This is a genomic window from Oribacterium asaccharolyticum ACB7 (assembly GCF_000238075.1).
In the GTDB taxonomy this organism is placed as follows: domain Bacteria; phylum Bacillota; class Clostridia; order Lachnospirales; family Lachnospiraceae; genus Oribacterium; species Oribacterium asaccharolyticum.
In genome coordinates, this window is sequence record NZ_JH414506.1 from 601347 (window position 1) to 627398 (window position 26052).

General features: G+C 44.0%; 23 protein-coding genes, 4 tRNA genes and 1 rRNA gene. 3 read left to right on the top strand and 25 right to left on the bottom strand.

What is annotated here, in order from left to right; all coding sequences use genetic code 11:
• Nucleotides 1–17 precede the first annotated feature (17 nt).
• From HMPREF9624_RS10745 to HMPREF9624_RS10760, 4 genes are all read right to left on the bottom strand, one after another.
• Nucleotides 18–236, bottom strand: coding sequence for a cation transporter (locus HMPREF9624_RS10745; protein ID WP_009537771.1), 219 nt, complete (start codon nucleotides 234–236; stop codon nucleotides 18–20).
• Between the two features lie 12 nt (nucleotides 237–248).
• Entirely contained in the window at nucleotides 249–572 is a 324-nt protein-coding gene (locus HMPREF9624_RS10750; RefSeq protein WP_408637226.1) for an ArsR/SmtB family transcription factor, read from the bottom strand.
• A gap of 225 nt (nucleotides 573–797) precedes the next feature.
• The gene (locus HMPREF9624_RS10755) at nucleotides 798–2003 is read right to left on the bottom strand and encodes a MalY/PatB family protein (RefSeq protein WP_009537773.1); all 1206 of its coding nucleotides are present in this window, start codon (nucleotides 2001–2003) and stop codon (nucleotides 798–800) included.
• A 196-nt stretch (nucleotides 2004–2199) separates the two neighbouring features.
• Entirely contained in the window at nucleotides 2200–4848 is a 2649-nt protein-coding gene (locus HMPREF9624_RS10760; protein ID WP_009537774.1) for a methyl-accepting chemotaxis protein, read from the bottom strand.
• A 326-nt stretch (nucleotides 4849–5174) separates the two neighbouring features.
• Here HMPREF9624_RS10760 and HMPREF9624_RS10765 point away from each other — a divergent pair, with 326 nt between their 5' ends.
• Complete coding sequence (locus tag HMPREF9624_RS10765; protein ID WP_009537775.1) at nucleotides 5175–5456, top strand: thioredoxin domain-containing protein; 282 nt, start codon at nucleotides 5175–5177, stop codon at nucleotides 5454–5456.
• 318 nt (nucleotides 5457–5774) lie between these two features.
• On the opposite strand, the gene HMPREF9624_RS10770 is transcribed toward HMPREF9624_RS10765, so the two are convergent.
• The 5 genes from HMPREF9624_RS10770 to HMPREF9624_RS10790 all read right to left on the bottom strand — a co-directional run bounded on the left by HMPREF9624_RS10770 (nucleotide 5775) and on the right by HMPREF9624_RS10790 (nucleotide 10677).
• A complete protein-coding gene (locus tag HMPREF9624_RS10770; protein WP_009429607.1) occupies nucleotides 5775–6005 on the bottom strand; it encodes an RNA polymerase sigma factor in 231 nt (76 codons plus the stop codon).
• 195 nt (nucleotides 6006–6200) lie between these two features.
• Entirely contained in the window at nucleotides 6201–6683 is a 483-nt protein-coding gene (ybaK, locus tag HMPREF9624_RS10775) for a Cys-tRNA(Pro) deacylase (protein ID WP_009537776.1), read from the bottom strand.
• 14 nt (nucleotides 6684–6697) lie between these two features.
• Nucleotides 6698–8419: an amino acid ABC transporter ATP-binding/permease protein gene (locus HMPREF9624_RS10780; protein WP_009537777.1), complete on the bottom strand. Its 1722-nt coding sequence runs from the start codon at nucleotides 8417–8419 to the stop codon at nucleotides 6698–6700.
• Nucleotides 8412–10265 (bottom strand): ABC transporter ATP-binding protein/permease, encoded by a 1854-nt coding sequence (locus HMPREF9624_RS10785; RefSeq protein ID WP_009537778.1) that lies wholly within the window; start codon nucleotides 10263–10265, stop codon nucleotides 8412–8414. Before HMPREF9624_RS10785 ends, HMPREF9624_RS10780 begins: the two co-directional genes overlap by 8 nt.
• A 61-nt stretch (nucleotides 10266–10326) precedes the next feature.
• Complete coding sequence (locus HMPREF9624_RS10790) at nucleotides 10327–10677, bottom strand: nitrous oxide-stimulated promoter family protein (protein ID WP_009537779.1); 351 nt, start codon at nucleotides 10675–10677, stop codon at nucleotides 10327–10329.
• Nucleotides 10678–10781: 104 nt separating this feature from the next.
• On the opposite strand from HMPREF9624_RS10790, the gene HMPREF9624_RS10795 reads away from it, so the two are divergent.
• Nucleotides 10782–11543: a TIGR01906 family membrane protein gene (locus HMPREF9624_RS10795; RefSeq protein ID WP_009537780.1), complete on the top strand. Its 762-nt coding sequence runs from the start codon at nucleotides 10782–10784 to the stop codon at nucleotides 11541–11543.
• Nucleotides 11530–12807, top strand: coding sequence for a GTPase HflX (hflX, locus tag HMPREF9624_RS10800; protein ID WP_009537781.1), 1278 nt, complete (start codon nucleotides 11530–11532; stop codon nucleotides 12805–12807). Before HMPREF9624_RS10795 ends, hflX begins: the two co-directional genes overlap by 14 nt.
• 268 nt (nucleotides 12808–13075) lie before the next feature.
• Here the strand turns inward: hflX and HMPREF9624_RS10805 are convergent, their stop codons facing one another.
• From HMPREF9624_RS10805 to HMPREF9624_RS10880, 16 genes are all read right to left on the bottom strand, one after another.
• Complete coding sequence (locus HMPREF9624_RS10805; protein WP_009537782.1) at nucleotides 13076–13840, bottom strand: YlmH family RNA-binding protein; 765 nt, start codon at nucleotides 13838–13840, stop codon at nucleotides 13076–13078.
• Between the two features lie 3 nt (nucleotides 13841–13843).
• Nucleotides 13844–14728: a DUF3881 family protein gene (locus tag HMPREF9624_RS10810; protein WP_009537783.1), complete on the bottom strand. Its 885-nt coding sequence runs from the start codon at nucleotides 14726–14728 to the stop codon at nucleotides 13844–13846.
• Nucleotides 14729–14995: 267 nt separating this feature from the next.
• The gene (gdhA, locus tag HMPREF9624_RS10815) at nucleotides 14996–16330 is read right to left on the bottom strand and encodes an NADP-specific glutamate dehydrogenase (protein WP_009428672.1); all 1335 of its coding nucleotides are present in this window, start codon (nucleotides 16328–16330) and stop codon (nucleotides 14996–14998) included.
• Between the two features lie 421 nt (nucleotides 16331–16751).
• The gene (locus tag HMPREF9624_RS10820; protein WP_009537784.1) at nucleotides 16752–17291 is read right to left on the bottom strand and encodes a LemA family protein; all 540 of its coding nucleotides are present in this window, start codon (nucleotides 17289–17291) and stop codon (nucleotides 16752–16754) included.
• Nucleotides 17292–17379: 88 nt separating this feature from the next.
• Entirely contained in the window at nucleotides 17380–18348 is a 969-nt protein-coding gene (locus HMPREF9624_RS10825; protein ID WP_009537785.1) for a DUF3137 domain-containing protein, read from the bottom strand.
• Between the two features lie 265 nt (nucleotides 18349–18613).
• Nucleotides 18614–19288, bottom strand: coding sequence for a CvpA family protein (locus HMPREF9624_RS10830; protein ID WP_009537786.1), 675 nt, complete (start codon nucleotides 19286–19288; stop codon nucleotides 18614–18616).
• Nucleotides 19289–21121 (bottom strand): tetratricopeptide repeat protein, encoded by a 1833-nt coding sequence (locus HMPREF9624_RS10835; protein ID WP_009537787.1) that lies wholly within the window; start codon nucleotides 21119–21121, stop codon nucleotides 19289–19291.
• A gap of 17 nt (nucleotides 21122–21138) precedes the next feature.
• Entirely contained in the window at nucleotides 21139–21735 is a 597-nt protein-coding gene (recR, locus tag HMPREF9624_RS10840; RefSeq protein ID WP_009429864.1) for a recombination mediator RecR, read from the bottom strand.
• Complete coding sequence (locus HMPREF9624_RS10845; RefSeq protein ID WP_009428276.1) at nucleotides 21735–22076, bottom strand: YbaB/EbfC family nucleoid-associated protein; 342 nt, start codon at nucleotides 22074–22076, stop codon at nucleotides 21735–21737. The genes recR and HMPREF9624_RS10845 overlap by 1 nt, the downstream gene beginning before the upstream one ends.
• A 121-nt stretch (nucleotides 22077–22197) precedes the next feature.
• Nucleotides 22198–23811 carry a DNA polymerase III subunit gamma/tau gene (dnaX, locus tag HMPREF9624_RS10850; RefSeq protein WP_242822649.1) on the bottom strand — a complete coding sequence of 538 codons (1614 nt, stop codon included), beginning with the start codon at nucleotides 23809–23811 and terminating at the stop codon, nucleotides 22198–22200.
• Nucleotides 23812–23853: 42 nt separating this feature from the next.
• Complete coding sequence (locus HMPREF9624_RS10855; protein WP_009537789.1) at nucleotides 23854–24936, bottom strand: 6-phosphofructokinase; 1083 nt, start codon at nucleotides 24934–24936, stop codon at nucleotides 23854–23856.
• Between the two features lie 224 nt (nucleotides 24937–25160).
• Nucleotides 25161–25234 (bottom strand) — tRNA-Met (locus HMPREF9624_RS10860).
• Between the two features lie 12 nt (nucleotides 25235–25246).
• Nucleotides 25247–25319, bottom strand: a tRNA-Val gene (locus tag HMPREF9624_RS10865).
• A 23-nt stretch (nucleotides 25320–25342) separates the two neighbouring features.
• Nucleotides 25343–25424 (bottom strand) — tRNA-Tyr (locus HMPREF9624_RS10870).
• A 21-nt stretch (nucleotides 25425–25445) separates the two neighbouring features.
• Nucleotides 25446–25519, bottom strand: a tRNA-Asp gene (locus HMPREF9624_RS10875).
• Between the two features lie 146 nt (nucleotides 25520–25665).
• A 23S ribosomal RNA gene (locus tag HMPREF9624_RS10880) occupies nucleotides 25666–26052 on the bottom strand; the annotation flags it as partial.

The window sequence follows — 26052 nt, forward strand, 5'->3', positions numbered from 1 at the left end:
CCCTTCACATACAAGGACTACACTCCAAGAACCTTGAAATCCGGCTCTATCGTCTTCCCGATTCGGATTGCCTCCGTTAAAATCTCCTCAAAGCGTGCATCCTCCGCCTCTAAAGTAAATTTCTGCATCAGAAAGTTTACCTTTGCAGACTGCACTCCTTCAATCTTATTAATCGCATCCTGCACCAGTGCCGCACAATTCGCACAATCGATTTCACATTCAAATTTCTTTTTCATATTCTCTCTCCTTTATTCCTCAGTGTGTTCTATTCCCATCGCAATAATCATCTTCACATGCTCATCCGCGAGAGCGTAAACTATGCTTTTTCCCTCTCTTCTTCCCTGTACGAGTTTTGCCGTACGAAGAATTTTCAACTGATGCGATACTGCGGACTGGTTCATTTCCAAATCCCGACAAATTTCCGTAACATTTTTCTCCCCGGAAAAAAGGTCATACAGAATCTTAATCCTGGTAGAGTCTCCAAAGACTTTGAAGAGCTCTGCAAGGTCACAGAGGATGTCCTCCGAAATCGCATCCGTTAAAGCAGCTCTCGGTACCTCCGCCTCTTGCAGCTTAAGAGTGCCTTTCTGCTCGCTGCCCTTCCAATCTTTTATTTTTTGTACTTTGCCTGCCACCTATCCTCCTTTTCTCTTTTTCTCTAATTTCCCTGCTTTTCTGTCTTTTTGTTTATGAAGGCAGAACACTGCAATAAAGTGAGGCTTACCACTTCAATGTAATATTAACATATGAATATATTATCATATATTCTTTGCTTGTCAATCTTTTTTCTTCACTTCTTACACAAAGACATATTCCTTTAATCTTCGAAATGCTTCCTCCACTCTGCTCTTCGGAAGGGCCAGATTCATACGGATATGGGTCTGCCCGTGGAACATTTTTCCATCCTGTACGCCAACACCACAGTCCCACATTCTTTTTTCCAAGTCTTCTAAGGAAATATTCTTCTTTTCCAGATATTTTCCACAGTCAATAAAAAGCATGTAGGTTCCCTGTGCTTTCATAACGGAAAGATCCGGCAAATTTTTTTCCATAAAGTCGCAGGCATAATCCCTATTTTCGGAAAGTACTGCCAAAAGCTCCCTCAGCCATGCTCTGCCTTCTTCCGAATAAGCGCCGACCAGCGCATGCATGGACAGCACATTCATCGTATTATAATGGCTCAGAGAGGATTCCTTTTCCATCCTGTCCTGTAAGGTCCTATTGTAGCTAATGTGATAAGCGCCGACCAGACCGGCAAGATTAAAGGTCTTGGACGGTGCATATAAGGCAATTGTGTGCATCTTTGCATAATCACTTACGGATTGTGTCGGAATATGCCGATAACCCGGCATGATGATGTCCGACCAAATCTCATCGGAAACCACCTGTACATCATACTTCTCATAAAGCGCCATCAGCTTTTCCAGTTCCCACTTCTCCCAAACTCTGCCGGAGGGATTATGCGGAGAGCAGAAAATGGAAGCATGAATTTTTTCCTCTCGCAGCTTCTTTTCCATATCTGAAAAATCGATTCTCCAGATTCCCTCTTCATCGCGATATAAAGGACTGGAAACAATCGTATAACCGTTGTTAATCAGACTCTTTGTAAATCCGATATAAGTCGGCGAATGTACCAGGACTTTGTCTCCCTTTGAGCAAAAAATGTTTAACGCGGAAAGCAGTCCGCCCAGGACACCATTCTCATAGGAAATATTTTCCGGTTTTAGGCCCTCCACGGCATTTTGTGTCTTTTGCCATTCTATAATGCCGTCATAATAAGCCTCACTCGGCTGAAAATAGCCGAAGCAAGGATGCATAATCCGGTCTGTCATCGCTCTCTGTATACAGGGAGGAACGGCAAAGTTCATGTCCGCTACCCACATTGGAATCGCATCAAATCCCTCTTTCGGTGCCGCGGGAGCAGCGGGCATTTTCCCGATTCCGTCAATCGCGGTAGCATCCTTTCCGTGGCGGTCTATGATATCGGTGAAATTAAATTGCATGATATTTTCCTCCTTCTGTCCTTCCTTATTCTATTCAAAAAGGGAGTCTCTACTGTATTTCGTACGGTTCTTTATTATACCATGACTTTTTTCGTAAAGAAAAAAACTTCCACCCGTTCTGTTAAACGGGCAGAAGTCCTCCTCTTTAAGAACAGCTCTACAATAATTCGTAACTGTCTCTACATTGTTTTATCCTCTAGTACTTATCATTTCCGAAAGAATCCACCGTCCAGTTCCGATTCTCCATACCTTCATAAGTCTTGGGAGGCGCTTTGGGTTCGGGAATGGTCATTAAGTCAATGCCTTCTTCCACGGAATTCAGGTCAAAGTCCTCCTGCTTTTCTTCTTTCTTCTTTGGAGACTTTTTAGCAACAGGCTTCGGCAGCAGTTTTTTCTCTTCCTTCACAGGCGCTTCCGGTAGGGCCTCTTCTTTGGTTTCTTTTACACTCGATACAGGCTTAACTTCTTTCTTTTTATCCTTCAGTGCGGAAACCGGCTTCGAATCTTCTTTCTTCTCTTTTCCGGGAGCTAATGGCTTTACTGCCTTTTCCGTCTGCTCTTTTTCCGCCTTAGGCTCTTCTTTTGAAGCAACTCTTATCTCCTCTTTTTCTTCAGGAGCTTCCGCAGAAACAGAGCCTTCCTCTTCCTTGACTTCCTTTTCTACCTTTACGTCCTGTAACTTAAAGTTTCTCATCAAATCATTCAAAAGATTTGCCTGACCATAGAGCTCTTCCGCAGAGGCCGCACTCTCTTCCGCAGTCGCGGAATTACTCTGTACTACAGAGGAAATCTGCTCGATGCCGAGGCTGACCTGCTTTACTCCCTTCGCCTGTTCCTCAGAGGAAGCGGAGATTTCGGTAATAATAGTATTGATTTTTTTGCTTTGCGCGGAAACAATCTCCAGAGAAGCTGCCGTTTCTTCTGAAATTTTAGCTCCCTTGCTAACCGCGTCAATCGTTTCTTCAATTAAATCACTGGTATTTTGCGCAGCTTTTGCCGATCTCTGTGCCAGGTTTCCAACTTCATCCGCTACAACGGCAAATCCCTTTCCTGCCGCTCCGGCACGTGCCGCCTCAATTGCCGCATTTAAGGAAAGAATATTGGTCTGGAAAGCAATATCATCAATCGTTTTAATGATTTTACTGATTTCATTGGACTTCTCCGTGATATCCTGCATTGCTTTGGACATATCACTCATCTTTTGATTACTCAGTAAAACCGCCTTTTCACTCTCATTGCTTAACTTCGCCATTTCTTCGGAAACCTTGGCCGTATTGCTGATTTTTCCGGAAATGTCGTCCATGGTGGCCGATAATTCCTCAATGGAAGAAGCCTGCTCCGTAGCACCTTGAGACAAAGTCTGTGAGGCATTGCTTACCTGCTCCGCACCTAAAGATACCTGATTTGCAGAATTCACAATTCCTCTCATGGTGTTGGATAAGTCTTTACTGATTTCCCGAAGAGAATTTAAAAGAGGATAATATGCTCCCTGATAATACTTTTCATCGGACATATCCACCCGATAATTTCCCTTGGCAAGCTCTGCCAGCTTCTCCTGCAGATCGGCAATAATGGAACGGATTCGATCCATGATTTCAATCATACTTTCGGAGAGATCTCCGATTTCGTCTTTTTTCTGATAGGAAATGGAAACATCGAAATTACCCTGTGAAACCAAAAGCCCGGCTTCCGAAATTTTCTTCAAAGGCTTTAAAGCCCTCTTAATCAGGATGTGGGTAACACTTGCCAAAAGAATTACACCTAAAATAGTTAAAATGGTGGAAATCACAATCAGTTCATTTCTGGCTTTATCGTATTCCTGGCCGGACAGGTCAACCATAATCCACCAGTCATTTCCTCCTATTTCGATAGGCGTTAAAAATCTTCTGACTCTTCCCTCTTTTCCTCCACCGGTCATCAGAGTAAAGGTTCTGGCACGTTCCATCCCCTTACTGATATCCTCATAGCTTTTTTCCGAAACGGTATCCTTAAATTCTTTCCCGATATTCTCTTTTTGCATGGAATAAAGCATGATTCCATTATTATCCGCGAGGCTTACACTTAAAGAAGGAAAACGCTCATCCTCCTGATGAAGGATTTCAAAGCTGTCCAAAGTGATATCTACCTTTACGAATCCTTTAAATTCATCCTTTACCAAAATCGGTTCTTCCACAGAAAAAATATGCTGATCCGCATTTTCGGGAATTGTACGGATTACCTTTGTCTTTGTCTCTTGAAGTGTCTTATAATTCTCGCTTTCCTGATAAGAAGCATCCGTTGTCTCCAGCTTTCTTTCTTTCGCTCCCTCTTTGGTAATGTATAAAGAGTAGTCACTTGCGCCCTTAATAAATCCGTCCGGTGCAAAGTAAACGCCCACTCCGGATACATCATCATTACTGTTGATTGCGGAAAAAAGAGAATTCAGTAAACTTCCCTCTACAACATACTGACTTTTTGAAACAGGAACATTCCGCACTCTGGAACGGAAGGTGCCGAGTTCCGTCGGTTCAGTTCGTACTGCGGTTCCGTCCGTTGTTACGATATTCCACACTTCACTCTCTCCGGAACCTGCCCCTTCATACGTCGAGCTGATTCCGTCCCGAATGCTTTTTGCCAGAATATCCGCTTTCACAATAATATTATCTACATCATTGAAAGCCATGTACGCTTTATCCGTCATGTTTCCGTCAATGCTCTTACTGATATATTGCTTACTCAGGTGAATCATCGTATAGCCGAAAACCACCAATACAAAAGTAGAAAAAAGCCCCAATGTCAAAGACATTCTGGTACTTAATTGCATTGTTTTACCGGAATTTTTCCTACTTATTTTCTGTTCCTTCATATTCGTATCCTTCCTATCCTTTCTATCCTGTCTTGTACAACTTCGGCTGTTCAGGAAGAAGATATAAGATACGAAATGGAAAAGGATTTCCTCCATTTGGGGAAAAGCGAAGTTTCATCTTATCGCATTACAAAAATTTTAGAAGTTTAAAGCATTTTTTCGTTGCAATGCAGACCGACTTCCCGTATTGTAAATCTTAGGATGTACTTGAGATACCGCACGATTTGCGCGGGCCCCTTGTAAATAAAAAGGCTTTATCCATGGCAGCAATACTGTTTTGTTTCACCCGGAAAAGCCCGGAATTTTAAGAATATGGAGGAATAAATATGTCTAAAGTAAAATTTTTCTATGTTAACGGTTGTCCCTACTGTGCACAGGCAAGAAAGGCAAGAGAAGAACTCATTTCGGAGAATCCTGAATACGGCAAGGTAGAATTTGAAGAAATCGACGAAGGACTGCACCCCGAGATTGCCAATCAATACGATTACTGGGCAACTCCCGCGATGTTCGTAAAGGAAGAGAAAATTTACGAAGCGCATAAAGGGGAACAGTACGACGAAGCAAAGGAAAATGTAAAGAGAGTGCTGGAAGCTGCATTAAAGGCATAAAGAGAAAAAATAGGCTATAAAAAACAAAGCTGTAGTATTTTGCTGTGCAGGCCCGTTGCAGGGTAATCTGAGCCCGTGGGTACTTGCGAAAAACAAATGGAATGCTGTTTTTCGCTTAGTATCCCCTACTGGGCGAGGTTAACGGGAGCGTGCCCTGCAACGGACCTGCACAGTGTAAAAAGCTTTGATTTCATAGCCTATTTTTTATGCCTATCCCTTAATTTCTTTTTTGAAGTGAAAAGGAACTTTCTTCTATACTTTTTTCTTCGCTATTCGCTCAAGCCATTTACGTGAATACAATAATCTTTGCAATTTCTCTTAATCGTCTCTTTCGGCATCAGCCTTTCTTACAGCGCCGTTGCTTGCCGAAATTTCTCGATTTTTCCAGCCAGCTACGGCATGGAGAAACAGAATTTGTCTTTCCTCTTCCTCCAAAATCTGCATGGCGGATTCCAAAAGCAATCTGTGTTCCAGATTTTCCACGAAGGAAAAGGAATACTTCTCGTCCACCTTTTCTTCCACCTCGGTAGGAATTTGCGTTTTCTGCAATGCTTACATAGGTTTCCTGCAAAACATCTTCTGTGTCATACTTATTTTGGGTCAACGAAAGAACATAAGCATACAATGCAGCAAGAGGGCATTTTATTGCATGGAAAATAAAATTTTTCCAAAAAAATGTTATACATAAAATCCGCATTTTCTCATTTGCTTATTTTTTCTTGGAAAATGAGACTCTAAATCGCTCTATTTTTGAATACAATCCGCAAACTCTCCCCGTAGGAAGCTGACTAGTTCTGTCGGAGAGAGGACAAGCTGTGCTCCTCTTCTTCCGGCGGAGATAATGAAGCCCTCCCGCTCCCTTGCTTCTTCCTGCACAAAGGTCGGGAACTGCTTTTTCATTCCGACCGGACTGCAGCCTCCCCGGATATAGCCGGTAATCCCCTGTAAATCCTTCATGGGAAGCATTTCCACCTTTTTATTTCCGGAAAGCTTCGCGCACTTTTTCAAGTCCAGCTCCTCGGCTACCGGAATTAAAATCACAAGGTAGCCCGTTTTATCGCCCTTTAGGACCAAGGTCTTATACATACTCTCCGGCGGAACACCGAGCACTTCCGCAACATGCACACCGGAAAGATCATTTTCGTCTACAGGGTACTCCCTTTCCTCGTAGGAAATCTTCGCCCTGTCGAGAATCCTGCACGCATTGGTTTTTGTTTCTTTTCCCATACTATTCTCCTAACTTAAGAAACTCGCCCCTTCTCCATCTCATAAATTCGGTCGGCGAGGGACATGGTGGACTGTCTGTGAGAAACCAGCACTACGGTCTTTCCTTCTTTTTCTTTCTCTAAGGACTGTAAAATAATGCCCTCATTTAAAACATCCAGATTGCTGGTAGGCTCATCGAGAAGCAAGAGCTCCGCATCGTGGAGAAAGGCTCTTGCAAGACTGATTCGTTGCTTTTCTCCGTCAGAAAGAGAATCTCCGAGCTCGCCCACCTTCGTTTCATATCCTTTGGGGAGGCTCATGATAAAGTCATGAATGCTGGCTTTCTTCGCCGCATTTTCAATCTCTTCCTGCGTAGCGAAGAGCTTTGCGACCGCAATATTTTTCCCGATGGTATCATGAAAAAGAATCGTATTCTGTGTCACATAGCTTGTCATTTTACGAAGACAGTCCGTATTGATTTCCTTTACATTTTTTCCGGAAAATAAAATCTCTCCCTCTTTCGCATCCCAGAAACGCATGAGCAGTTTTAAAAGAGTGGATTTTCCGGAGCCGCTGACGCCGTGAATCCCGAGAACCTTTCCCTTCGGAATGTCTATCGAAACCTGATTCAGAATGATTTCATCCTGATAAGAAAACTTCAGTTTTTCGACGCTTGCACCGTTAAAGGGAATCTCTTCTCCGTTCGATACCTCTTCAACCGCCGGCTCTTCCTCTAAAAGGGAAAGCACCCTCTCTCCGGAGGCTAGGGTCTGGTTTAAGGTATTGGAAAGAGAAGAAAGTGCTACAACCGGCCCGAAGGAACTCATCATGGCAAGGGTGGAAAGGAGCAGAGCGGAAAAGCTTGCGGCATGGCTCTGATAGAGGAAAAGCATGGTAAAAAACATTCCCCAGGAAAACAGCTGAATTGCAAGATTCGTCACCGCACGCTGTGAGCCCTCAAAGGAGCTTAAGTTTCTCTGGAAAGCGGAGAGTCTTTTCGACCTTTCGTCCATTTCCATAGCCTGCTTTTCTCCCACATGGTATTGCTGGATTTCATCCAGACCGTAGAGACTGTCCAAAACAAAGTTATTTAACTCTCCCATCTCGCTTCTAAGCGCCATGCCGGCTTCCGCGCTGCGCTTTCCATTCCATATGGGAAGTAGCACGCCGACAGTAAGATAGGCAAAAAAAGCAATTCCCCCTGCCAGGATATGTTGCTTTCCGATAAAAATCAGCATAATCAGCGAAGTTAAAAAGGCAATCGCAATCGGGGAAACGGTATGCGCAAAAAAGACCTCTAAGAGTTCGATGTCCGAAGTGATCACGGAGATGAGATTCCCCTTTTCCTTTCCCTCCAACTTTGCCGGGCAGAGTTTTCTTAATATGGCAAATACCTTGTGACGGATAATCGCTAAGATTCGAAAGGCAATGTAGTGGTTACAATACTGTTCGCCGTAGTGCAAGCTTCCACGTGCTACGGCAAAGAGGAAAATCACGGTAAAGAGCTTCTGCCATGAGCCTGTAACAAAAGAGATGACGCCCCCCGGCATAAATAAACCGTCTCCGGAAAGCCCATGCAAAGCAGGAAGCTCCAAAATCCCCTTTAGGATTCCGTATCCCCCGAGAATGGTCAGGAAGATTGCACATAAAAATCCCAAAACACCTAAGATAATACCGGTCAGCATTACTCCCGTAAGAGGCTTTACAAGAACGATAAGTTTCCGCATAATGGCCAAATCCGACCTTCTTTTATTCATGCTTTTCCCCTCCTTCCTCTACCGTATCTTCCCTTTCTCCTGTTTTATCCTGCAAGTCTTCCATAATCCCTTGTTCTTCAAAACCAGTATCTTTTTGTTTTTCTGTAGAACTTTCTTTACGTGTTTCGGAAAAGCTTTCCAGCTCCTTTTGTTCCTTAAACAAACGGCTGTAGCTGCCTCCCTTTTTAAGGAGCTCCTCATGCTTTCCGGCTTCCGCCACTCTACCGTTTTCCAACATGAAAATACAATCACTCCCTACAACATTAGCCAGCCTATGGGAAATCAAGAGAATCGTTCTGCTCTTTGCAAGCTCATGAATGACCTCCATAATCCTTTCTTCACTTTCCGCATCAATATTCGATGTCGCTTCATCAAAAATATAGACCGGAGTATCGTGGAGAAGTGCTCTTGCAAGAGAAAGTCTCTGTTTCTGCCCTCCGGAAATATTGGTACCATTCGAAAGGAGCGGCATAGCAAGTCCGCCCTGTGCTTCTATAAAGGAGAGGAGGTTTACCTTTTTTAAGGCTTCCTTCATCTCCTCCTCTGTTGCACCGGGATTTCCAAGAAGAAGATTCTCCCGCACAGTCCCCTTAAAGATCCAACTGTCATGCCCGATCATCGTCATTTTATCGAGGACAGACCGAGACGAAAATTCCGTAAGCTCTCTGCCGTTTAACTTTACGGAGCCTTTGTAGCCCTTATTTTTCCCCATAAGAATCCCGGCTATAGTGGATTTTCCTGATCCGGAAAGACCCACGAGGGACACAAAGGAGCGCGCGGGAATCTCCAGTTCGACATCACGAAGGATTTCCCGACTCTCCTCATAGGAAAAGTAAAGTTTCTCCATAGAAATCCGTATTTCTTTTTCTTCCAGTACGGCTTTCCCGTCTTCCGCTTCCGGAAGATCCAGAAAAGCAAAGATACGGTCACTTGCCTTCATGCCGTTCATACCGATATGAAAGAAACTTCCGAGCAGTCGCATAGGAAGAAAGAATTCCGCCACAAGGAGGGTAATCATGAAAACACCGGAAAGGGAAATTGCCCCTTTGGAAAATTGACCAAGTGCCGAGATGATCCCGACCGCCGCCCCGCCGTAAGCGACAATATCCATCACCGAAGTACTGTTTAACTGCATGGAAAGCACCTTCATCGTGATTTTCCGGAAAAGCTCCGCTTCCCTGTCCATGTCCTCCGCCGCAGCCTGATCCGCCTGATAAATCTTTAAGGTGGTCATGCCCTGCAGCTTTTCCAAAAAGCTGTCGCCAAGTCCATAATAGATTGCAAAATAGTTGCTGAGCAATTTTTTGGCTACAATCATAACAAGCATAATGACAATAGGAATAAGAGGCACAGCAAGTAGGAGGAGCAGTGCCGTTTGAACGCTGATGCGCGAGAGGATAAAGAAGAGGGTAATCGGAGCCAAAAGGGAGTAGAAGAACTGACTTAAGTACCTTCCGAAATAGGTTTCCAGCTGTTCCACGCCTTCTCCTGCCATTTGCACGATTTCCGCACTGTTTACGCTTTCTCGATAAGACGGCCCTAGGGCAAGCATTTTCCCATAAATCTTATTGCGGAGGATTCGTTTCACATCCGCACTGGCATGAAAGCTCGCCTTTGTATACAGGCGGTCGCAAAGAAGGCGAAAGCCCAGTCCGAGTAAGACAATTCCCAGAGTAAGTGCTATCCCCTCCGTACTTAATTTCTGCTGCCAAGCATTCTCTAAGAGATGGGCAATATTGTACACAATCACAACCTCAGCAAGGAGAGAAATCCATTGCCACAAAATCTGATAAACAATATACTTTCCGGCCCCCTCTAAGAGCCGAATCAAACGCATTTTAATCATTAATTCTCCCTTTTCTTTTATCTATTTACACTTTCCTTTTCCATCATTTCAGTTTTATCCCCTAAGCATCCGGCTTTTTTCCCGCTTTCTTATTTTTTATTCCCTCTACCGCATGAGAAATCGATAAGAGCGGATGATGGAGCAGCATACTCGGTCCGCTTATCCGCATGACCGTCCGAATCTTCTCCCGCATTTCCGGCGAATAGCAGTGTACCGGGCAATAACTGCAGAAACTCTTTTTTTCCATAAAAGGACAACGGGCAATCCTCGATATGGCATAGTCCGAAAGCGCCTTACATTCTCCGCAAAGTGCCCCGGAGCTACCGTGCTTCTTCTTGCAGTATAGAGAAATCATCTCCGAAATCAAACGGATTTCATCCTGTCTCTTCTTTTCGATCTGCTCTGAATTCATAAAGCGCACTCCCTTTCTTTGCCGACACAGATATTCTTTCCGCCCTATTTATGCTACAATATCGAAGTATTTATGATGCAAAAAAAGTTTTCGGAAAGGTTTTTATGAAAAAATATCTGCGCTTTAGCTATCCTATTTTGGCTGTGCTTTTCACGCTGATGCTTTACTTTATTCTTTTTGTCAGTGCTTTTGAGTTAGCTTGTTATAATAACTCCTCTTATTATAGAAAAGAATTTAAAAAATTCAAAGTAGAAGAAAGTCTTAAGGAATATAGGGGGGAGGAAATTCCTCTTTCCGATTTGGAAAATGTGATGCGGGAAACTCTGCGTTATCTTCGGGGGGATCGGGAGAACCTTTTAATTCCCGTTTCGGTAAATGGAGAAAGCACGGAGTTTTACCAAGAAGATGAGGCTTCCCACATGGCGGATGTTCGGGTGCTGTTTACAACAAGTCTTACACTACGCACCATGTTTGTTCTTTCCTGCCTCGCCATTCTCTTTTTCCTTCTGATTTTGGAGCATGGTAGAGCCTTTTATATTCTGGGAAAGGGCTTTCTCTTTACTTCTATAGGACTGCTTTCCGTCCTGCTTCTCCTTTCCCTCTATGCCGTAGTAAATTTCAATACCGCGTTTACAGAGTTTCATCATATTTTCTTCTCACAGGGAAACTGGGAGTTTGATCCTACCCTGAGCCGCATGATTGACATTATGCCGGAGGAATTTTTTGCAGATACCGCCCTAAGGATTCTTATGCATTATCTTTTCCTCCTAGTCTTCCCCTTCCTCTTCAGCTTTTTCTTTGTAAAAAGAGCTAAGGGCTGGGGTTACCCTGAGGAAGATAAAAAGGAGTTTTATGGAAGAATATAAAATCGAAGAAAAAAAAGCTATCCTCGTTGGAGTACAGTTTCCGGACAATAAAGATTTTTCTCTCGATATGGAAGAACTTGCCGGGCTTTGTGAAGCTTTAAGCATTCGTCCCGTAACAAGCCTTAGTCAGAGCCTTGCGAGAGAAGACAGCGCAAGCTTTATCGGAAGCGGTAAGGTGGAAGAGGTACGAGAAGCCGTTCTGTTCCATGAGGCAAATCTCGTTATTTTCCAAAATCCGCTTTCTCCGTCTCAGCTTCACAATTTAACAAAAGCACTTCCCTGTGAGGTTTTAGACCGCACACAGCTTATTTTACAAATCTTCTCTGAAAGAGCGAAAACCAAGGAAGCGAAGATGCAGGTTAAGTACGCCACGCTTGAGTATTTGCTCCCCCGCCTTGTCGGCTTACGGGAAAACCTCTCTCGTCAAGGTGGCGCCTCCGGCTCCCTTTCCAACCGTGGTTCGGGAGAAAAGCAGATTGAGCTGGATAAGCGGAAAATTCAAGAAGAAATGGCTATCCTTCGCAGAGAATTAAAAAAACAGGAGGAAGTGCGAAAAGTAAAAAGACAAAAAAGAGATAGAGCGGCTATTCCGAGAGTTGCACTGGTCGGCTATACCAATGCGGGAAAGTCGAGCCTTATGAATGCGCTCCTTGCCCTCAGTAAGGACAGTCAGGCAGAGGGCGTAGAAGAAAAAGATATGCTTTTTGCCACCCTCGATACCACCATTCGAAGAATTGTGCAGGAGAAGGGCGAAGAATTTCTGCTTGCCGATACGGTAGGCTTTATCCGTTCTCTTCCGGACAAGCTCCTCGATGCCTTTCACTCCACCTTGGAAGAGGCTGTGGAAGCGGATTTGATTTTACAGGTTGTGGATTACAGTGATGAAAATTATCAGAAACACATGGATGCCACGCTGGACACTTTAAAGAAGCTCGAAGCCGGGCATATCCCCATGCTCTATGTGATGAATAAATGCGATAAAGTTCTTCCTTTGGAAGAGCTTCCGAAACTGCGAGGCGAAAAGCTCTACATTTCCGTAAAAGAAAAGCTGGGCTTAAAAGAGCTTGTCGAAAAGATTTCACAAGTCCTCTCGGCAGGTCTTAAGCAGGTAAACATCCTCCTCCCCTACTCCGCATCAGCCTATGAAAGTCGCATCCGAAGCGAGGGAAAACTCCTCTCCCTCTCCTATGAAGAAGACGGCATCCTGATTTCCGCTAAAGTTCCGGCTGCATTGGAGGCACAGTTACGGGTATATGCTATATAGAAAAGCTCCAGCCATACTCTTAAGTAAAGTGTGCGGAGACTCCGGCACTTAACGAACACGAGCGAAGCGAAGTGCGAGTTTAGTACCGCTACGCAAAAACAGACTTTTCACAAGAAAAGTCTGTTTTTATATCCGACCAGATTTCTTCGAAATCTGCTTTGCGAAGCAAAGTGAGCAGTGAGCCTCCAGCTCACGCTCAGTCACGGAGCCCAAGCGAGAGCGCCTTTACGAAAGAGGGGATTGCAGCTTTGTTCCCCTTACTTTATTATCAAACATACCTCAAAATCACCGCTACAATCCGACCCTTCTTCGTATTCTTCTCCACCCCGATATAGCGGAACTTTCCAAGGCCGCGGACGGAGATTTTCTCTCCGCCCTTTAGACTGCTGCTGCCCTTTACCGTTATCCCGTCCCGGTAAACGAATTCCTTTTGGAAGTACTCCTGCGCGTTTCCTCTCGAAAGATGGAAAACGGCGGAAACAACGGCGTCCAGGCGCTCGGAAGGCACGAAAATCCGCTCTTCGACCTCTCTTCTCTCCATCCCCTCCGTCTCGACAACTTCTTTACACTGTACTGCCGTATGTCGGATGGTGGATAAGTTTTCCGCTACATAATCCTTCATTTTCCGTAAGAGAAAAAGGTAGGAGGCATCTTCCTGAAACAGGATATCCCCGACCTGCTCTCTGCTAATGCCCAGATTCATCACTGCACCGAGAACATCTCTGTGAGAGAGCTTCTCTGCGAATTTTTTCTGCTTTCCCCGAATTTCCAAGATAGAAAAGGGCGCATTTTCTCCGGAAAGAGAACTTCTACATTCTTCCTCCGTCATAAAACTCGGATAGAAAGCAAAGAGCTGTCTTTCCCCATTTTCCGGTAAAAGAAAATAGGAGGCGCCTCGCTCCCCCCTAATACTTTGCAGGAACTTTGCCCGCTCCTCTTCCGATAGAAAGGCACTCGTTGTTGCGTAGCCACGCTCCTCCGCCATCTGCCATAGGTCTTTGATGTGAGACAGTACGTCTTCCTTTTCTTTCATAGTCTATTGATGATCGTCTAAAAACTCCATTTCCCCCTGCATCCAAATCGTTCCCTTAAAACGTCTTCCGATAGCCGGAACACCAAGAAGGTCTTTTTCATTCATGCAAACATGGAAAATGGCATCGTTACACTGCAGTTTTAAGTCTAAAACATTTTCATGTGTATAGACATTGCTCTTCATTCTCAGAGAAATGATTTCTCCCAATATAGAATACTGATCGCATTCTATCCCGGTCGGCATAAAACTGCTTTCCACCAGGCTATAGAGATCCTCTTCCTCAATTCGCCGATTGATTTCCGACATCAGGTTGATATCCGTTTCTGTCAGAATCTCTATGGCGTCCTCATCTCCGGCCTTTGCCGCATCAAAAAGTTTTTTTTGCTCCCGCTTTTTATTCTGAAAGACATCCTCATCCTCATTCTGCTTTTCAATCGGTAGGATAATCTTTCCTTCCACGGCCATGCCGGTCAGAAAAGCCTGCTTGGGCTTTAAGGGAACTCCCATCCTTTTCAGCTGACGGGCTTCCAGCGAATTACACAGATAAAAAATAAGCGTAATCCCCGAGCTGAAATCTTCCATTACCCCCGCATATGTCTCTTTTTCCGTATGTCTCTCTATCCCGGCCTCTTCTGTATTTATTCCCTCATAAGACTGCATATACGGAAAATAGTAGTCCCGAACAAACTCTCCGCCATCTCTGTGGCCAACGACCGTAATTCCCATAGATGAAGCTACCGGAAGCTGATATTGCTCTATCACTCTCCCTGAATTGTCGGAAATAAAAGCTGTCCGATACTTCTCATGAATGGCTCTATCCAGATAAAACTCCGCCTCCCGATCATTTTGCAGCGCGGAAAATCCTATGGAACGCAGAAACTTGTGCATTGTATCTCCTTCAATCTCGGCCTCCACCGAATAGTATCTCTGAATATTACGATACTTTCCATCGCATTGCAAGGCAATTCCCGGAATTTTAAGAAAACAAGACCCCTGCCTGCTTCCGCTAAAATGGATAATTGAGGACTCGAATACATCTTGTCTGTCGCTTTTTTATAAAAAAAGAAAAGCGGAATCATGGAAAATCCGAACTGCGATGCTCCATGTTTTCCGCTTTCTTTTCATCCCTATCAGGTTTAAACTTCCCTTTTCTCTCTATACCATTCCTTGACTAAGCATAGCCTCGGCAACCTTTTCAAAGCCGGCAACGTTCGCTCCTACTACAAAGTTTCCTTCATAACCGTATTTCTTTGCTGCTCCGGAAACATTCTTATAGATGTTCTGCATAATGCCTTTCAGCTTTTCATCCACTTCCTCAAAACTCCAAGAGAGTCTCTGAGAGTTCTGGCTCATCTCCAAAGCGGACACGGCAACACCGCCGGCATTTGCCGCCTTTCCCGGCATATAGAGGATCTTCTTCTCCAGGAAAACATCTACTGCATGCTCGTCCGAAGGCATATTAGCGCCTTCCGCAACACAGAAACAACCATTCGCAATTAAAGTCTTCGCTTCTTCCCCGTTTAACTCATTCTGTGTAGCACAGGGTAAAGCCACGTCACATTTTACACCCCAAGGACGTTCTCCTGCATGGAAGCTTGCTCCCGGAACTCGCTCCGCATATTCGGAGATTCTGCCTCTCTTTACCTGCTTAATATCGAAAAGTACATCCAGTTTAATGCCTTCCGGATCATAAACATAGCCGCTGGAATCGGAGCAGGTCACTACCTTCGCTCCAAGACTCTCCGCTTTTTGAATCGCATACTGCGCTACATTTCCGGAACCGGAAACGGCAAGTACCTTCCCCTTAAGCTCTTTTCCTTCAGCCTTAAGCATCTCCTCCACAATATAGATTAAGCCGTAGCCTGTTGCCTCCGGACGAGCAAGAGATCCGCCAAAGCTTCTTCCCTTTCCGGTAAGAACCCCCTCATAGAGATTGGTAATTCTCTTGTACTGACCGTACATAAAGGCCACTTCTCTTCCGCCTACACCGATATCTCCGGCAGGCACGTCTTCGTCCGCTCCGATATACTTATAGAGTTCTGTCATAAAACTCTGGCAGAAACGCATGACTTCCGCATCCGACTTACCCTTCGGGTCAAAATCGGCACCGCCCTTACCGCCGCCGATAGGAAGACCAGTCAGAGAATTCTTTAAAATCTGCTCCATGCCGAGGAACTTTAAGATTGCCTGATTGACCGTCGGATGGAAACGAAGTCCTCCCTTATAGGGTCCGATTGCGGAATTAAACTGCACACGATAGCCGATATTGACATGATTTTTCCCCTGATCATCTGTCCATGGCACACGGAAACTGATAATCCTCTCCGGCTCTACAAAACGCTCCAGCAGAGCATTTTTACGATATACCTCTTCGTTTGCTTCTACAATGGGAGAAAGAGACTCCAAGATTCTCTTTGCAGCCTCCAGAAACTCTGCCTCATAGGGATGCTTCTTTTCCAGCTCCTGATATACTTCACTGACATAAGACATAAATTTGCCTCCATTTTCCTCTTGAAAAAAATACGCTGATTTGTTGCATATCTTACCTCATTTGCACCGCTAAACTATAGCACTAATCTCTGTAAAGCTACAATAGCAAATACCTGCTATTCCAAAAAAGAATAAGAAAAAGGGGCTGTAAAAAATCAAAATAGTTTTCTTAGCAATATAGGTCTAAATGTGGGGCACGCTTTCGCTAGCTTCGCCACGTAACGGATACTAAGCGAAAAACTGCGTTTCTCTTGTTTTTCGCAAGTACCGACGGGCTCAGACTACCCCGCATTCAGACCTATATTGCAAAAATTACTTTATTATTTTGATTTTTTACAGCCCCGAATAAAACAGTTTGTTTGGTAAAAATATTTATTTTCAGTATCTTAACTGCAAAGGATTGTACTGACAGACCCTTCTTTTAAATATCGTAATTCAGGTCATTTAGATCTCTCTTTCCCTGAAGCTCTTCCTCTAAGAAGTCAAACTTCCTCATTCCTTTTATTCCGGCAACGATAGACGTCGGGAAGGAAACGACGGCCTGGTTAAAGACACGGATATTGCTGTTCACAATACGCTTAGCCGCTGCAAGGTCCTCATTTTCCGAAGCAATCTCTTTCTGCAGATTCAGGAACTGCTGCGAAGAAAGGAGATCCGGATAATTCTCCGCTACGGCACGAATCTGCGACAAAACATCATTCTGATTCGCGATTACGCGGTTTGTGTCCTGCACAGTTCCTCCGGTACGCATCGTTACCAACTCCGTAAACACTTTTTCCTCATGCTTCGCATAGGCTTTTGCCACCTTCAGCATCTCGGAAATCGTATCATACCGCTTCACCAAAGTGATATCGCCAGTCTTTTTTGACTCCTCTATCAGCACAACATAGCGGTTTAACTTATTGCTCTCTCCGATAAACCACAAAAAAATCACCACCAAAATAATCGGAATTAGAATCATATTTTCTCCTCCTTTTCTCTTCTTTTATGAAAATGAGCTTCGCTCAGTCTCTAAAATAAAATTAACCCTCATTCATGAAAACAAAATATTATGAAAAAATCTCTGTGAAACTCTCTATAAAATCGATTTCTGCCCTAAGCTTCTTATATTCTTCCACCATAGATAATTTCTCCACGGCTTCCATGGTATTCGGAACCGGAAAAAGATAGTAGCCCGTATAACGTGAAATGTACATGGTATCGTCTTCGATGTAAATTGCCGTCTGACTCTGTGAAATATTCTTATCAAACCAGTCCAGAACGGTCGGGTTTAAGAAGCGTCTTGCACTGAACTCATCTGTACAGAAAATATTATAATTCTCGTTGTGTGTAATATCTTCCGTATCAATTTTTAACTCGTTTTTCTGCTTATTCGGATAGTCCTGCACCTCTCTCTTTAAGAGTATTGACTTCTTCGTCGGAATTACACGAATATGTCCGGAAAAGGGGTTCGCAAAGCGCATTCTGAAAACCTGCCCGGCAAAGTCCGTTACTTCTCTTCTCGTCGTTCTTCCCTTACTGTCCGTACTTTCTACAATATGATAGGCATAAAGGTTCATGACAGAGATATCCTTGGCATCGCGAAGACACAATTCCGTATTTCCCCGATAGTTCGTGGAACTGGGACACACCTGCTTCACAGGGTCCAGGAGGAAATCCGGTTTAACCTTCATTTCTCCGCCGGGAAAAATCTCTTTCACGATGGGACTTAGAAACTCCTCTATATATAAAGCTTCATTGTTTTGCTTCTTGGATCCGAAAAGTTCCTGCTTTTTTTTATATAGGGGGTAAAGAAAAACAAATCCCAATACAGCCGTAATCAGAATCCCCACAAACTTTAAAAGAATGACTAATACGACTCCTACCGCTGCAATGGGGATAAGATAAGTCTTCCACTTTAAGTTGATTGCCATCTTTTCCCGCAAGATGTTTAATTTTTGCTGATATTCCGAAGAGGCTTCTACCTGTCGAATCCGCTCCAGTTCCTCTTCTCTACTGCCTTTGACTTCTTCTGTCATTTTCCCTCCTGCTGCCTGCTCTTCTTCCGCATCTTTCCAAAGCCGGACTCAAGAAAATACCATTTTCATTCTGTAAATACTTATTTTATTTAAAAAATACAACAGTTTTAAGATTACAGTTTTATAGGAACTCTGTCAAGAAAAAATAGTTTACAAAAATAAGACGTCTTGCACCTTGCTTATTTCGCCTATTAAACGAGATACTCGCACATTTCGTGAACAATACTCGTTAAGGATAAAGAAGCGGAGCTCCCGCCCCGCTTCTTTATCCCAGAAAAATCTGTGCAATCCAATTGTTCTCCTTAATCAAATAAGGAATGCTTCCTTCTCGGGAAAAGCCGTCTACAATCCATAAGCTAACCGCACTTTCCGGGAGAAAGCTGAAAAGAATCAAGATAATCCAAATAAAAAATATCCATTCAACAGCTCCTAGACAAAGGCCTAGCATACGATTTCCGAAATTTAACCCCGGCAACTTAAAGAGATACTCCAAGACCTGTTGCAGTACTTTCATTAGCAGACGAAAAAGAAGATATAAAAGGAGGAAAAACAGTATCCCGTTTATGAAGGTGATGATATACTGTGCAAGCTGATCCTGCCACTTTCCAACCGCCTCATACATCCCTCCGAAAAGAGGCGGATTTGTAGGTTCCGGCTGTGAGGGCAGAAAATCGGAAAGGCTCTTCGGAACGGAAAGCATCTTATCCTTCGTAGGAAGTAAAAAAGACCATATTGCTGAAAAAATGCCCTTCAGCAACTCATTTTCCACAACTGCCCTAATGGCAAAGGGATAAAGCAGTTTGGCCAGAATAAGAGACAGAAAAAGAGAAAGGACGGAAAAAATTTTTTTCACCGCACCCTTTCTATAGCCTAAAGCCGCAAAAATAATAAAGGAAAGGAGTAGGATACTTCCTACCCCTATTTCACTACTTCCCATCATTTACCCCATAAAATGTTCTTCTCGTAAAATGAGTTTGTCATCCTTGTCGTATTTCGGACGGAAAAGAGAACCGATTTTCTTTCCGATACTTGGTTTCTCCGCCTGATCCGCCGTTTCTTCAATCAAATCTCTAGCACTTTCTTTGTTTAAAATGATGCCGTCTTCCTCCATCAGCTGAATCCGTTCATAGAGCGCGGTAATCCCCTTGTCCGTAATACTGCAATCAATGCTTTTAGCATAATCGATGGCATACTGTGCAAATTCTTCTATATCCATAGAAGCGGAAGACGGTCCTTCCTGTCTTCTTTCTTCTACTTCCGGCTCCGTAAACTCTTCGTCTCCGTCCAGGGGCTCTTCGTCCTCGCTACCTTCCTTTTTTGCCTCTTCTTCTAAAACTTCCGTATACGGTCTTGCGGGGCGTTCAAAGATGGAAGGCTTATGCGGAACATACTCCTGCTCCTCCTCATCCAGATACTCGTCTTCTTCATCCGCTTCTACCGGATAGCTCTCTTCGTCCTCTAAAGATGTATCTTTTTTCACGGCATCAGAAGACTGCTCTTCCGCCTCTCCGTCCAAATCCACATCCTCCAAGAGATTCTCTTCTTCCTCTTCATGGTTGGAAACAATATCAAAATAAGTCAGGAACTTAGGTCTGTCTTCCGCAAGACGGTCAAAGCGATCGACTTCATCAACTAAAATCACGGAAGAATCATCTTCCGGATGTAAAATGTGTTGCTCAATCTCATCCAAAACGGAATATTTCAATCTCCCGGCACCGACAATAATCAGGTCCCGTTCTTTTAACTTATCCGCAAAAACAGCAAAACCCTTTTCATTCAGCTTATCTGCATCAATTTTGGCAACCTTAAAGTCCAGATGATACTCTTTGTGGAAATACTTAATTTCTTCCACGGCAATCTTGAAAGCCTCATCCAGAGTCTTTGCTTCGATAATCATATGATAGTTTGTGAATTTTACTCCCTCTGCAGCACTTGCCGTTTCAGGTTTTTCCGTAGAAAGCACCTCTCTTTGGACAGGCTCTCCCTCATTCGTCTCTTCTTCCTCGGCCTTTTCTTTTCCTTCGGAGGACTCTTCCTGAGGCTCATTTTCCACCGTATCGAAGAATTCCTTCGGACTCTCCTCCTTCTGAGGAGCCGAATCCTGCACTTCCTTTCTCATTTCCGGCTTCTCCTCCACAACGGAAGCTACTGCATTTTCTACAACTTCTTCCCCGGAAGGCGCCGCTGTTTCTTCTTCTCTAAGCGGGCGATAATGAAGCTTTAAGTCCATAGCCTTATCTACATATTTTCCCATGCCAAAGAGGAGAATCATCTTGTCACAGGTCCGTACACAATCCTCTTCCCGTCCTGCTTCCCCGTAAAGCTTTGCAAGTTCATAAAGCCACTGTTCTTCCAGTTCTGTCGCGGTAAATTGCTCCAAGGGACGTACCAGCTGTGAAGCCATTGCTCCTTTTGCCTTTAAAATCATATACTGTAGAAGAAACTTTCTCGGATCTTCCGGGCTGACATCCAAAAATTCCTTGTAAAACTCTACCGCATCCTCAATAGAGCCGGAACTTAAGGATAACTCGGAAAGCTTATATAGAAAACGTTTTCCCACAGGAGCTCTTTCAAATGCCAGAAGTAAGATATCCTTTGCTTCCTCATATTCCCCGTTCTTCTCGTAAATTTCCGCAATGGAAGAAAGCAAATTTGCATTCCGCACTCTGTTCCAGTCAATGGTATCGGCTATCTGCATAGCCGTCTTATAGTCTCCTTGACCGACCATTTTCTTAATTTGCTCCGCCTTAATGCTAAACTCGTACTTATCCATATTTCCCCTTTGTCCCTTTACAAGCTGACTCTTCCGTCCAATGCCCTAAGGAGTGTTATTTCATCTATATTTTCTATATCGCCGCCAACCGGAACTCCTGAAGCAATTCTTGTCAGTTTAATTCCCATCGGTTTAACCAGCTTTACAATGTAGCTTGCTGTTGTTTCCCCCTCCAAAGAGGAGTTGGTAGCGATAATCAATTCCTCCACATCCCCTTGCAAACGCTGCATAAGCTCCTTCAGACGAATATCATCAGGACCGATTCCGAGTAAAGGAGATATTGCACCGTGAAGAACATGATACACGCCATTATACTTTCCGACTCTCTCATAGGCTCCCATATCCCTGGGATTTTCCACTACCATAATCTGAGCGTGATTTCGTTCTGAGCTTGCGCAAATGGGGCAATACTCTTCATCTGTCAGTGTACAGCAGCTCTTACAATATCGAATGCTGTCTCTGGCTCTTTTGATGCTTTCGGAAAGAGCATAAGCCCGTTCCTTGTCCCCATTTATAATGTGATAAGCAAGTCGTTGAGCGGACTTCTGCCCTATTCCGGGAAGTCTTCCCAACTCCTGTACTAAATTGTCCATATCTTTGGAAAAATATTCCATTAGAATCCTAATCCCATTCCGCCGGTCAGTTTACCCATTTCCTGGCTGGAATCCTTCTCTATCTCTTGCAAAGCCTGGTTGACAGCAAGGGCAATCATTTCTTCCAAGGTCTCCACATCCTCCGGGTCAACAGCATCCTTGTCAAGTTTTACGCTGAGTACCTTCTTCTCCCCGTTTATGACAATCTGAACTGCACCGCCTCCGGCCTGTCCGGTATATTCTTTCTTTGCAAGCTCCTCCTGGGTTTCTTCCAACTTCTTCTGCATCTTCTGATATTGCTTCATTAAGTTGTTCATATTCATGCCGGGCATTCCGCCGGCAAATCCGCCATGCTTAGCCATTTGTTCCCCCTAAAGTCATTTTTTGTTCATTACATAATCTTTTTTATTTTATCATGAACTCACAGGATAAATCCATTACTTTTCTTATTTTTACCTTACAGTACAAATATTTAAGAATTTTTTACTCCTCCGTGATTTCTATCGGCATGGAAATCTTTTCCAGTTCCTCATCGGATATGTATTGCGTCATCCTTTCTCTCTTGTCTCCTGCACTGATATGAAAATGATATTCCATCTTTTCTCTTTCTCTAAGCTCCCCTTCCACTATGCTGATTCGTTCCGAAAGAATTTTCCTTTCCGCATCTTTTTCGCAAGAAAGAATCATGGAGTGCCGATCTTTTCCCGGAAAAATCGCAGCATTACAAAGAATTCCTTTCAGAGGTTGTGAAAAATAATTGCATACCAGCATCCATTTTTCCTTCAGCTTCTGATAGTCTTCAAATTGTGCCTTGGGAACCTTTACAATTTTCGCCTCTTCCGTACTCCCGAATTGGCCCTGATTGTTTACATTTGCATCTTCCGGCTTTCCGCCGGGCGCAAACGGTATGCCTCCGGCAAGCTTTTCTTCCAGTTCTTCCAATCTTTGTGCGATTGCATCCGTTTTTTCTTCCGTCTCCGGAAAAGCAAGCTTCATCAGGCAGGTTTCCAGTAAGACTCTCTTTTGATTGGCATAACGAAATTGTTGTAGAAGTTCGGATAAAAGTCTTATTCCCCGTAAAATTTCCTCCATAGGCATTTCTTTGGCATCTTCCAGAAGTAATAGCTTATTTTCTTCTGAGAGATCCACCAAGCCCTGCAAGTTTTGTACGGATTTGGCAAGCATCATATTGCGAAAATACTGCAATAAATCTGAGCAGTACTGTGTCAATTCTTTTCCCTGTTCTAAGACTGTGGCAATATTTTCCATCACAGCCTGCATGTTTTTAGTTCTGAGAGCACGAACAAGTGCCGAGAAAACCGTAGTGTCAACTGCCCCGAGCACCTTCAAGGCATCCTCATAAGAGATTTCCTCCTGAAAGTCATAGCTTGCACACTGATCCAGTAGGCTTACACTATCACGCATAGAACCGTCACCCATCCTGGCGATATACTCCAGCGCATCTTCCGCTATCCGGATTCCTTCTTCTTTGCAAATCATGGCTAAACGCTGCTTAATGGTCTCCACTGCAATTCGTTTAAAATCATAGCGTTGGCAACGGGATAAAATGGTAATGGGAAGTGCATTCGGTTCAGTAGTGGCTAAAATAAAAATAACGTATTCAGGCGGTTCTTCAAGAGTCTTTAAAAAAGCATTGTTTGCCTGTTCGGTAAACATATGTACCTCATCAATGATATAAACCTTGTAGCGCATGTCTACAGGCGGATACTCAATTTGTTCCCGAATCAAACGAACATCATCAATGTTTCGATTACTTGCCGCATCCATTTCATAGACATTAATGCTGGTATTGGATAAAATGGCACGACAGTTTTTACATTGATTGCAGGGATTTCCGTCTATCGGATTCTCACAATTTACAGCTCTCGCTAAAATTTTTGCCAGCGAAGTCTTCCCTGTTCCTCTGGTACCGCAAAAAAGGTAGGCATGCCCTACCTTTCCGCTTTTAACCTGATTTTTAAAGGATCTTGTGATGGCGTCCTGTCCGACAATATCATCAAAGTCCTTGGATCTCCATTTTCTATATAGCGCAGTGTATCCCAAACGATGCCCTACTTTCTCCGTTTCACTTAACAACGTACAACACGCTTTACAAGCGACACTCCCTATCTATATCGATTATTCCTCATCTCCAAAAGAAATACCCATCATTCTGGCTTCTTTTACAATTCCGGAGTTCGGATCCACCGTCTTTAGTTTTCCTGCAATATCGGCTAAAGGAACCGGCACAATTTCCGTACTCTTTAAGGCCAACATATAACCGAATTTCTCCTTCTTAATCATTCTGGCAGCTTCCGCACCGATTCTTGTCGCAAAAACTCTATCATACGGTACAGGCTGCCCGCCTCTCTGTGTGTGCCCCGGTACCGTAACTCTAACCTCAGCTCCAATTCTCTCTTCAATGTCTTTTGCAAGTTTATAGGCTACAGACGGATGCTTCTTCCGTTCCTCGGCAATCTTCTTCTTTAACTCCTTTTTGGAAAGACAGGAGTCCTCTTTGGAAATAGCGCCTTCCGCAATTGCAATGATTGAAAAGCGGGATCCGCTTGCATGTCTCTCTGCTATTTTCTTACATACGGCATCTATCGTATAGGGAATTTCCGGAACCAGAATAATATCTGCGCCGCCTGCCAGACCTGCATATAAGGTCAAAAGGCCAACCTTGTGCCCCATAATTTCTACAATAAAAACTCTACCATGACTCGCTGCAGTAGTGTGGATGCCGTCAATCGCATTGGTCGCAACCTGAACTGCGGAATAAAATCCAAAGGTCATATCCGTTCCGTACAGATCATTGTCAATGGTCTTCGGGCAACCTACAACATTTAACCCCTCTTCACTAAGAAGATTCGCCGTCTTTAAAGATCCGTTCCCTCCAAGAACAACCAGGCAATCCAGCCTGTGTTTTCTATAAGTATGCTTCATGGCCTCGACCTTATCTAAACCATTTGCATCCGGTTCCCGAATCAGCTTAAAAGGAGTTCTGCTGGTCCCAAGAATCGTTCCTCCCTGAGTCAGAATTCCTGAAAAATCCGATTTCTCCATCTTTTTATACTCGTCGTAAATTAACCCCTTATACCCATCTAAGAAGCCATAAATCTCTATGTCATCGAATAGATTATATAAAGACTTTCCCACGCTTCTCATGGTAGCATTTAAAGCCTGACAATCTCCTCCGCTCGTTAAGATTCCTACACGCATAGCTTCTTCCCTCCTAAATTTTTGAAAAACAACTTAACGAAGTAAATTATACAGCATTCATCTAAAAGAAAATAGACTATTTTCAAGAAGATAGGCGGCTTTCTTCTTTATATACAACATTCTTCTTTATTCAAAATAACTTTATTTTTACTATTTTTAAGCACAAAACAACTTTATTTTTACCATTTTAAGCACAAAAAATCCGGAGCGAACTCCGGAGTGAATTGCGGGAGATGGATTTGAACCAACGACCTTCGGGTTATGAGCCCGACGAGCTACCAGACTGCTCCATCCCGCGATAATATGGAAATGGGGCCTACAGGGCTCGAACCTGTGACCCTCTGCTTGTAAGGCAGATGCTCTCCCAGCTGAGCTAAGACCCCATATAAAGACATTTCTGTCTTAGTGGATGGAGGTGGATTCGAACCACCGAAGTCAGTGACAACAGATTTACAGTCTGCCCCCTTTGGCCACTCGGGAATCCATCCATATAAAAGCCCAAAGGCTAACGACCCGGAACGGATTCGAACCGTCGACCTCCGCCGTGACAGGGCGGCGCTCTAACCAACTGAGCCACCGGGCCATCTCGTACCTGCTTCTTTAGTAGAAGCATATAATTAACTGCGTACTCAGTAATCCCTAGAGTCTAATTCCCTAGCAATTCCTTTCTTCAGAAAAACAACATATCAAAGAAATAACTCCAGCAGTAAAACATATCAATCAGACGCATTGGATAAGCCCTCGACCTATTAGTAGCTGTCAGCTGAATGCTTTGCAGCACTTACACCTCAGCCCTATCTACCTCGTTCTCTTCAAGGGGTCTTACTCTTACGATGGGATATCTCATCTTGAGGTTGGCTTCACGCTTAGATGCCTTCAGCGTTTATCCATTCCCAACTTGCCTACCCTGCGATGGGATTGATTCCCAACAGGTTCAGCAGAGGTCAGTCCATCCCGGTCCTCTCGTACTAAGGACAGATCCTCTCAAATATCCTACGCCCGCGCCGGATAGGGACCGAACTGTCTCACGACGTTCTGAACCCAGCTCGCGTACCGCTTTAATGGGCGAACAGCCCAACCCTTGGGACCGACTTCAGCCCCAGGATGCGATGAGCC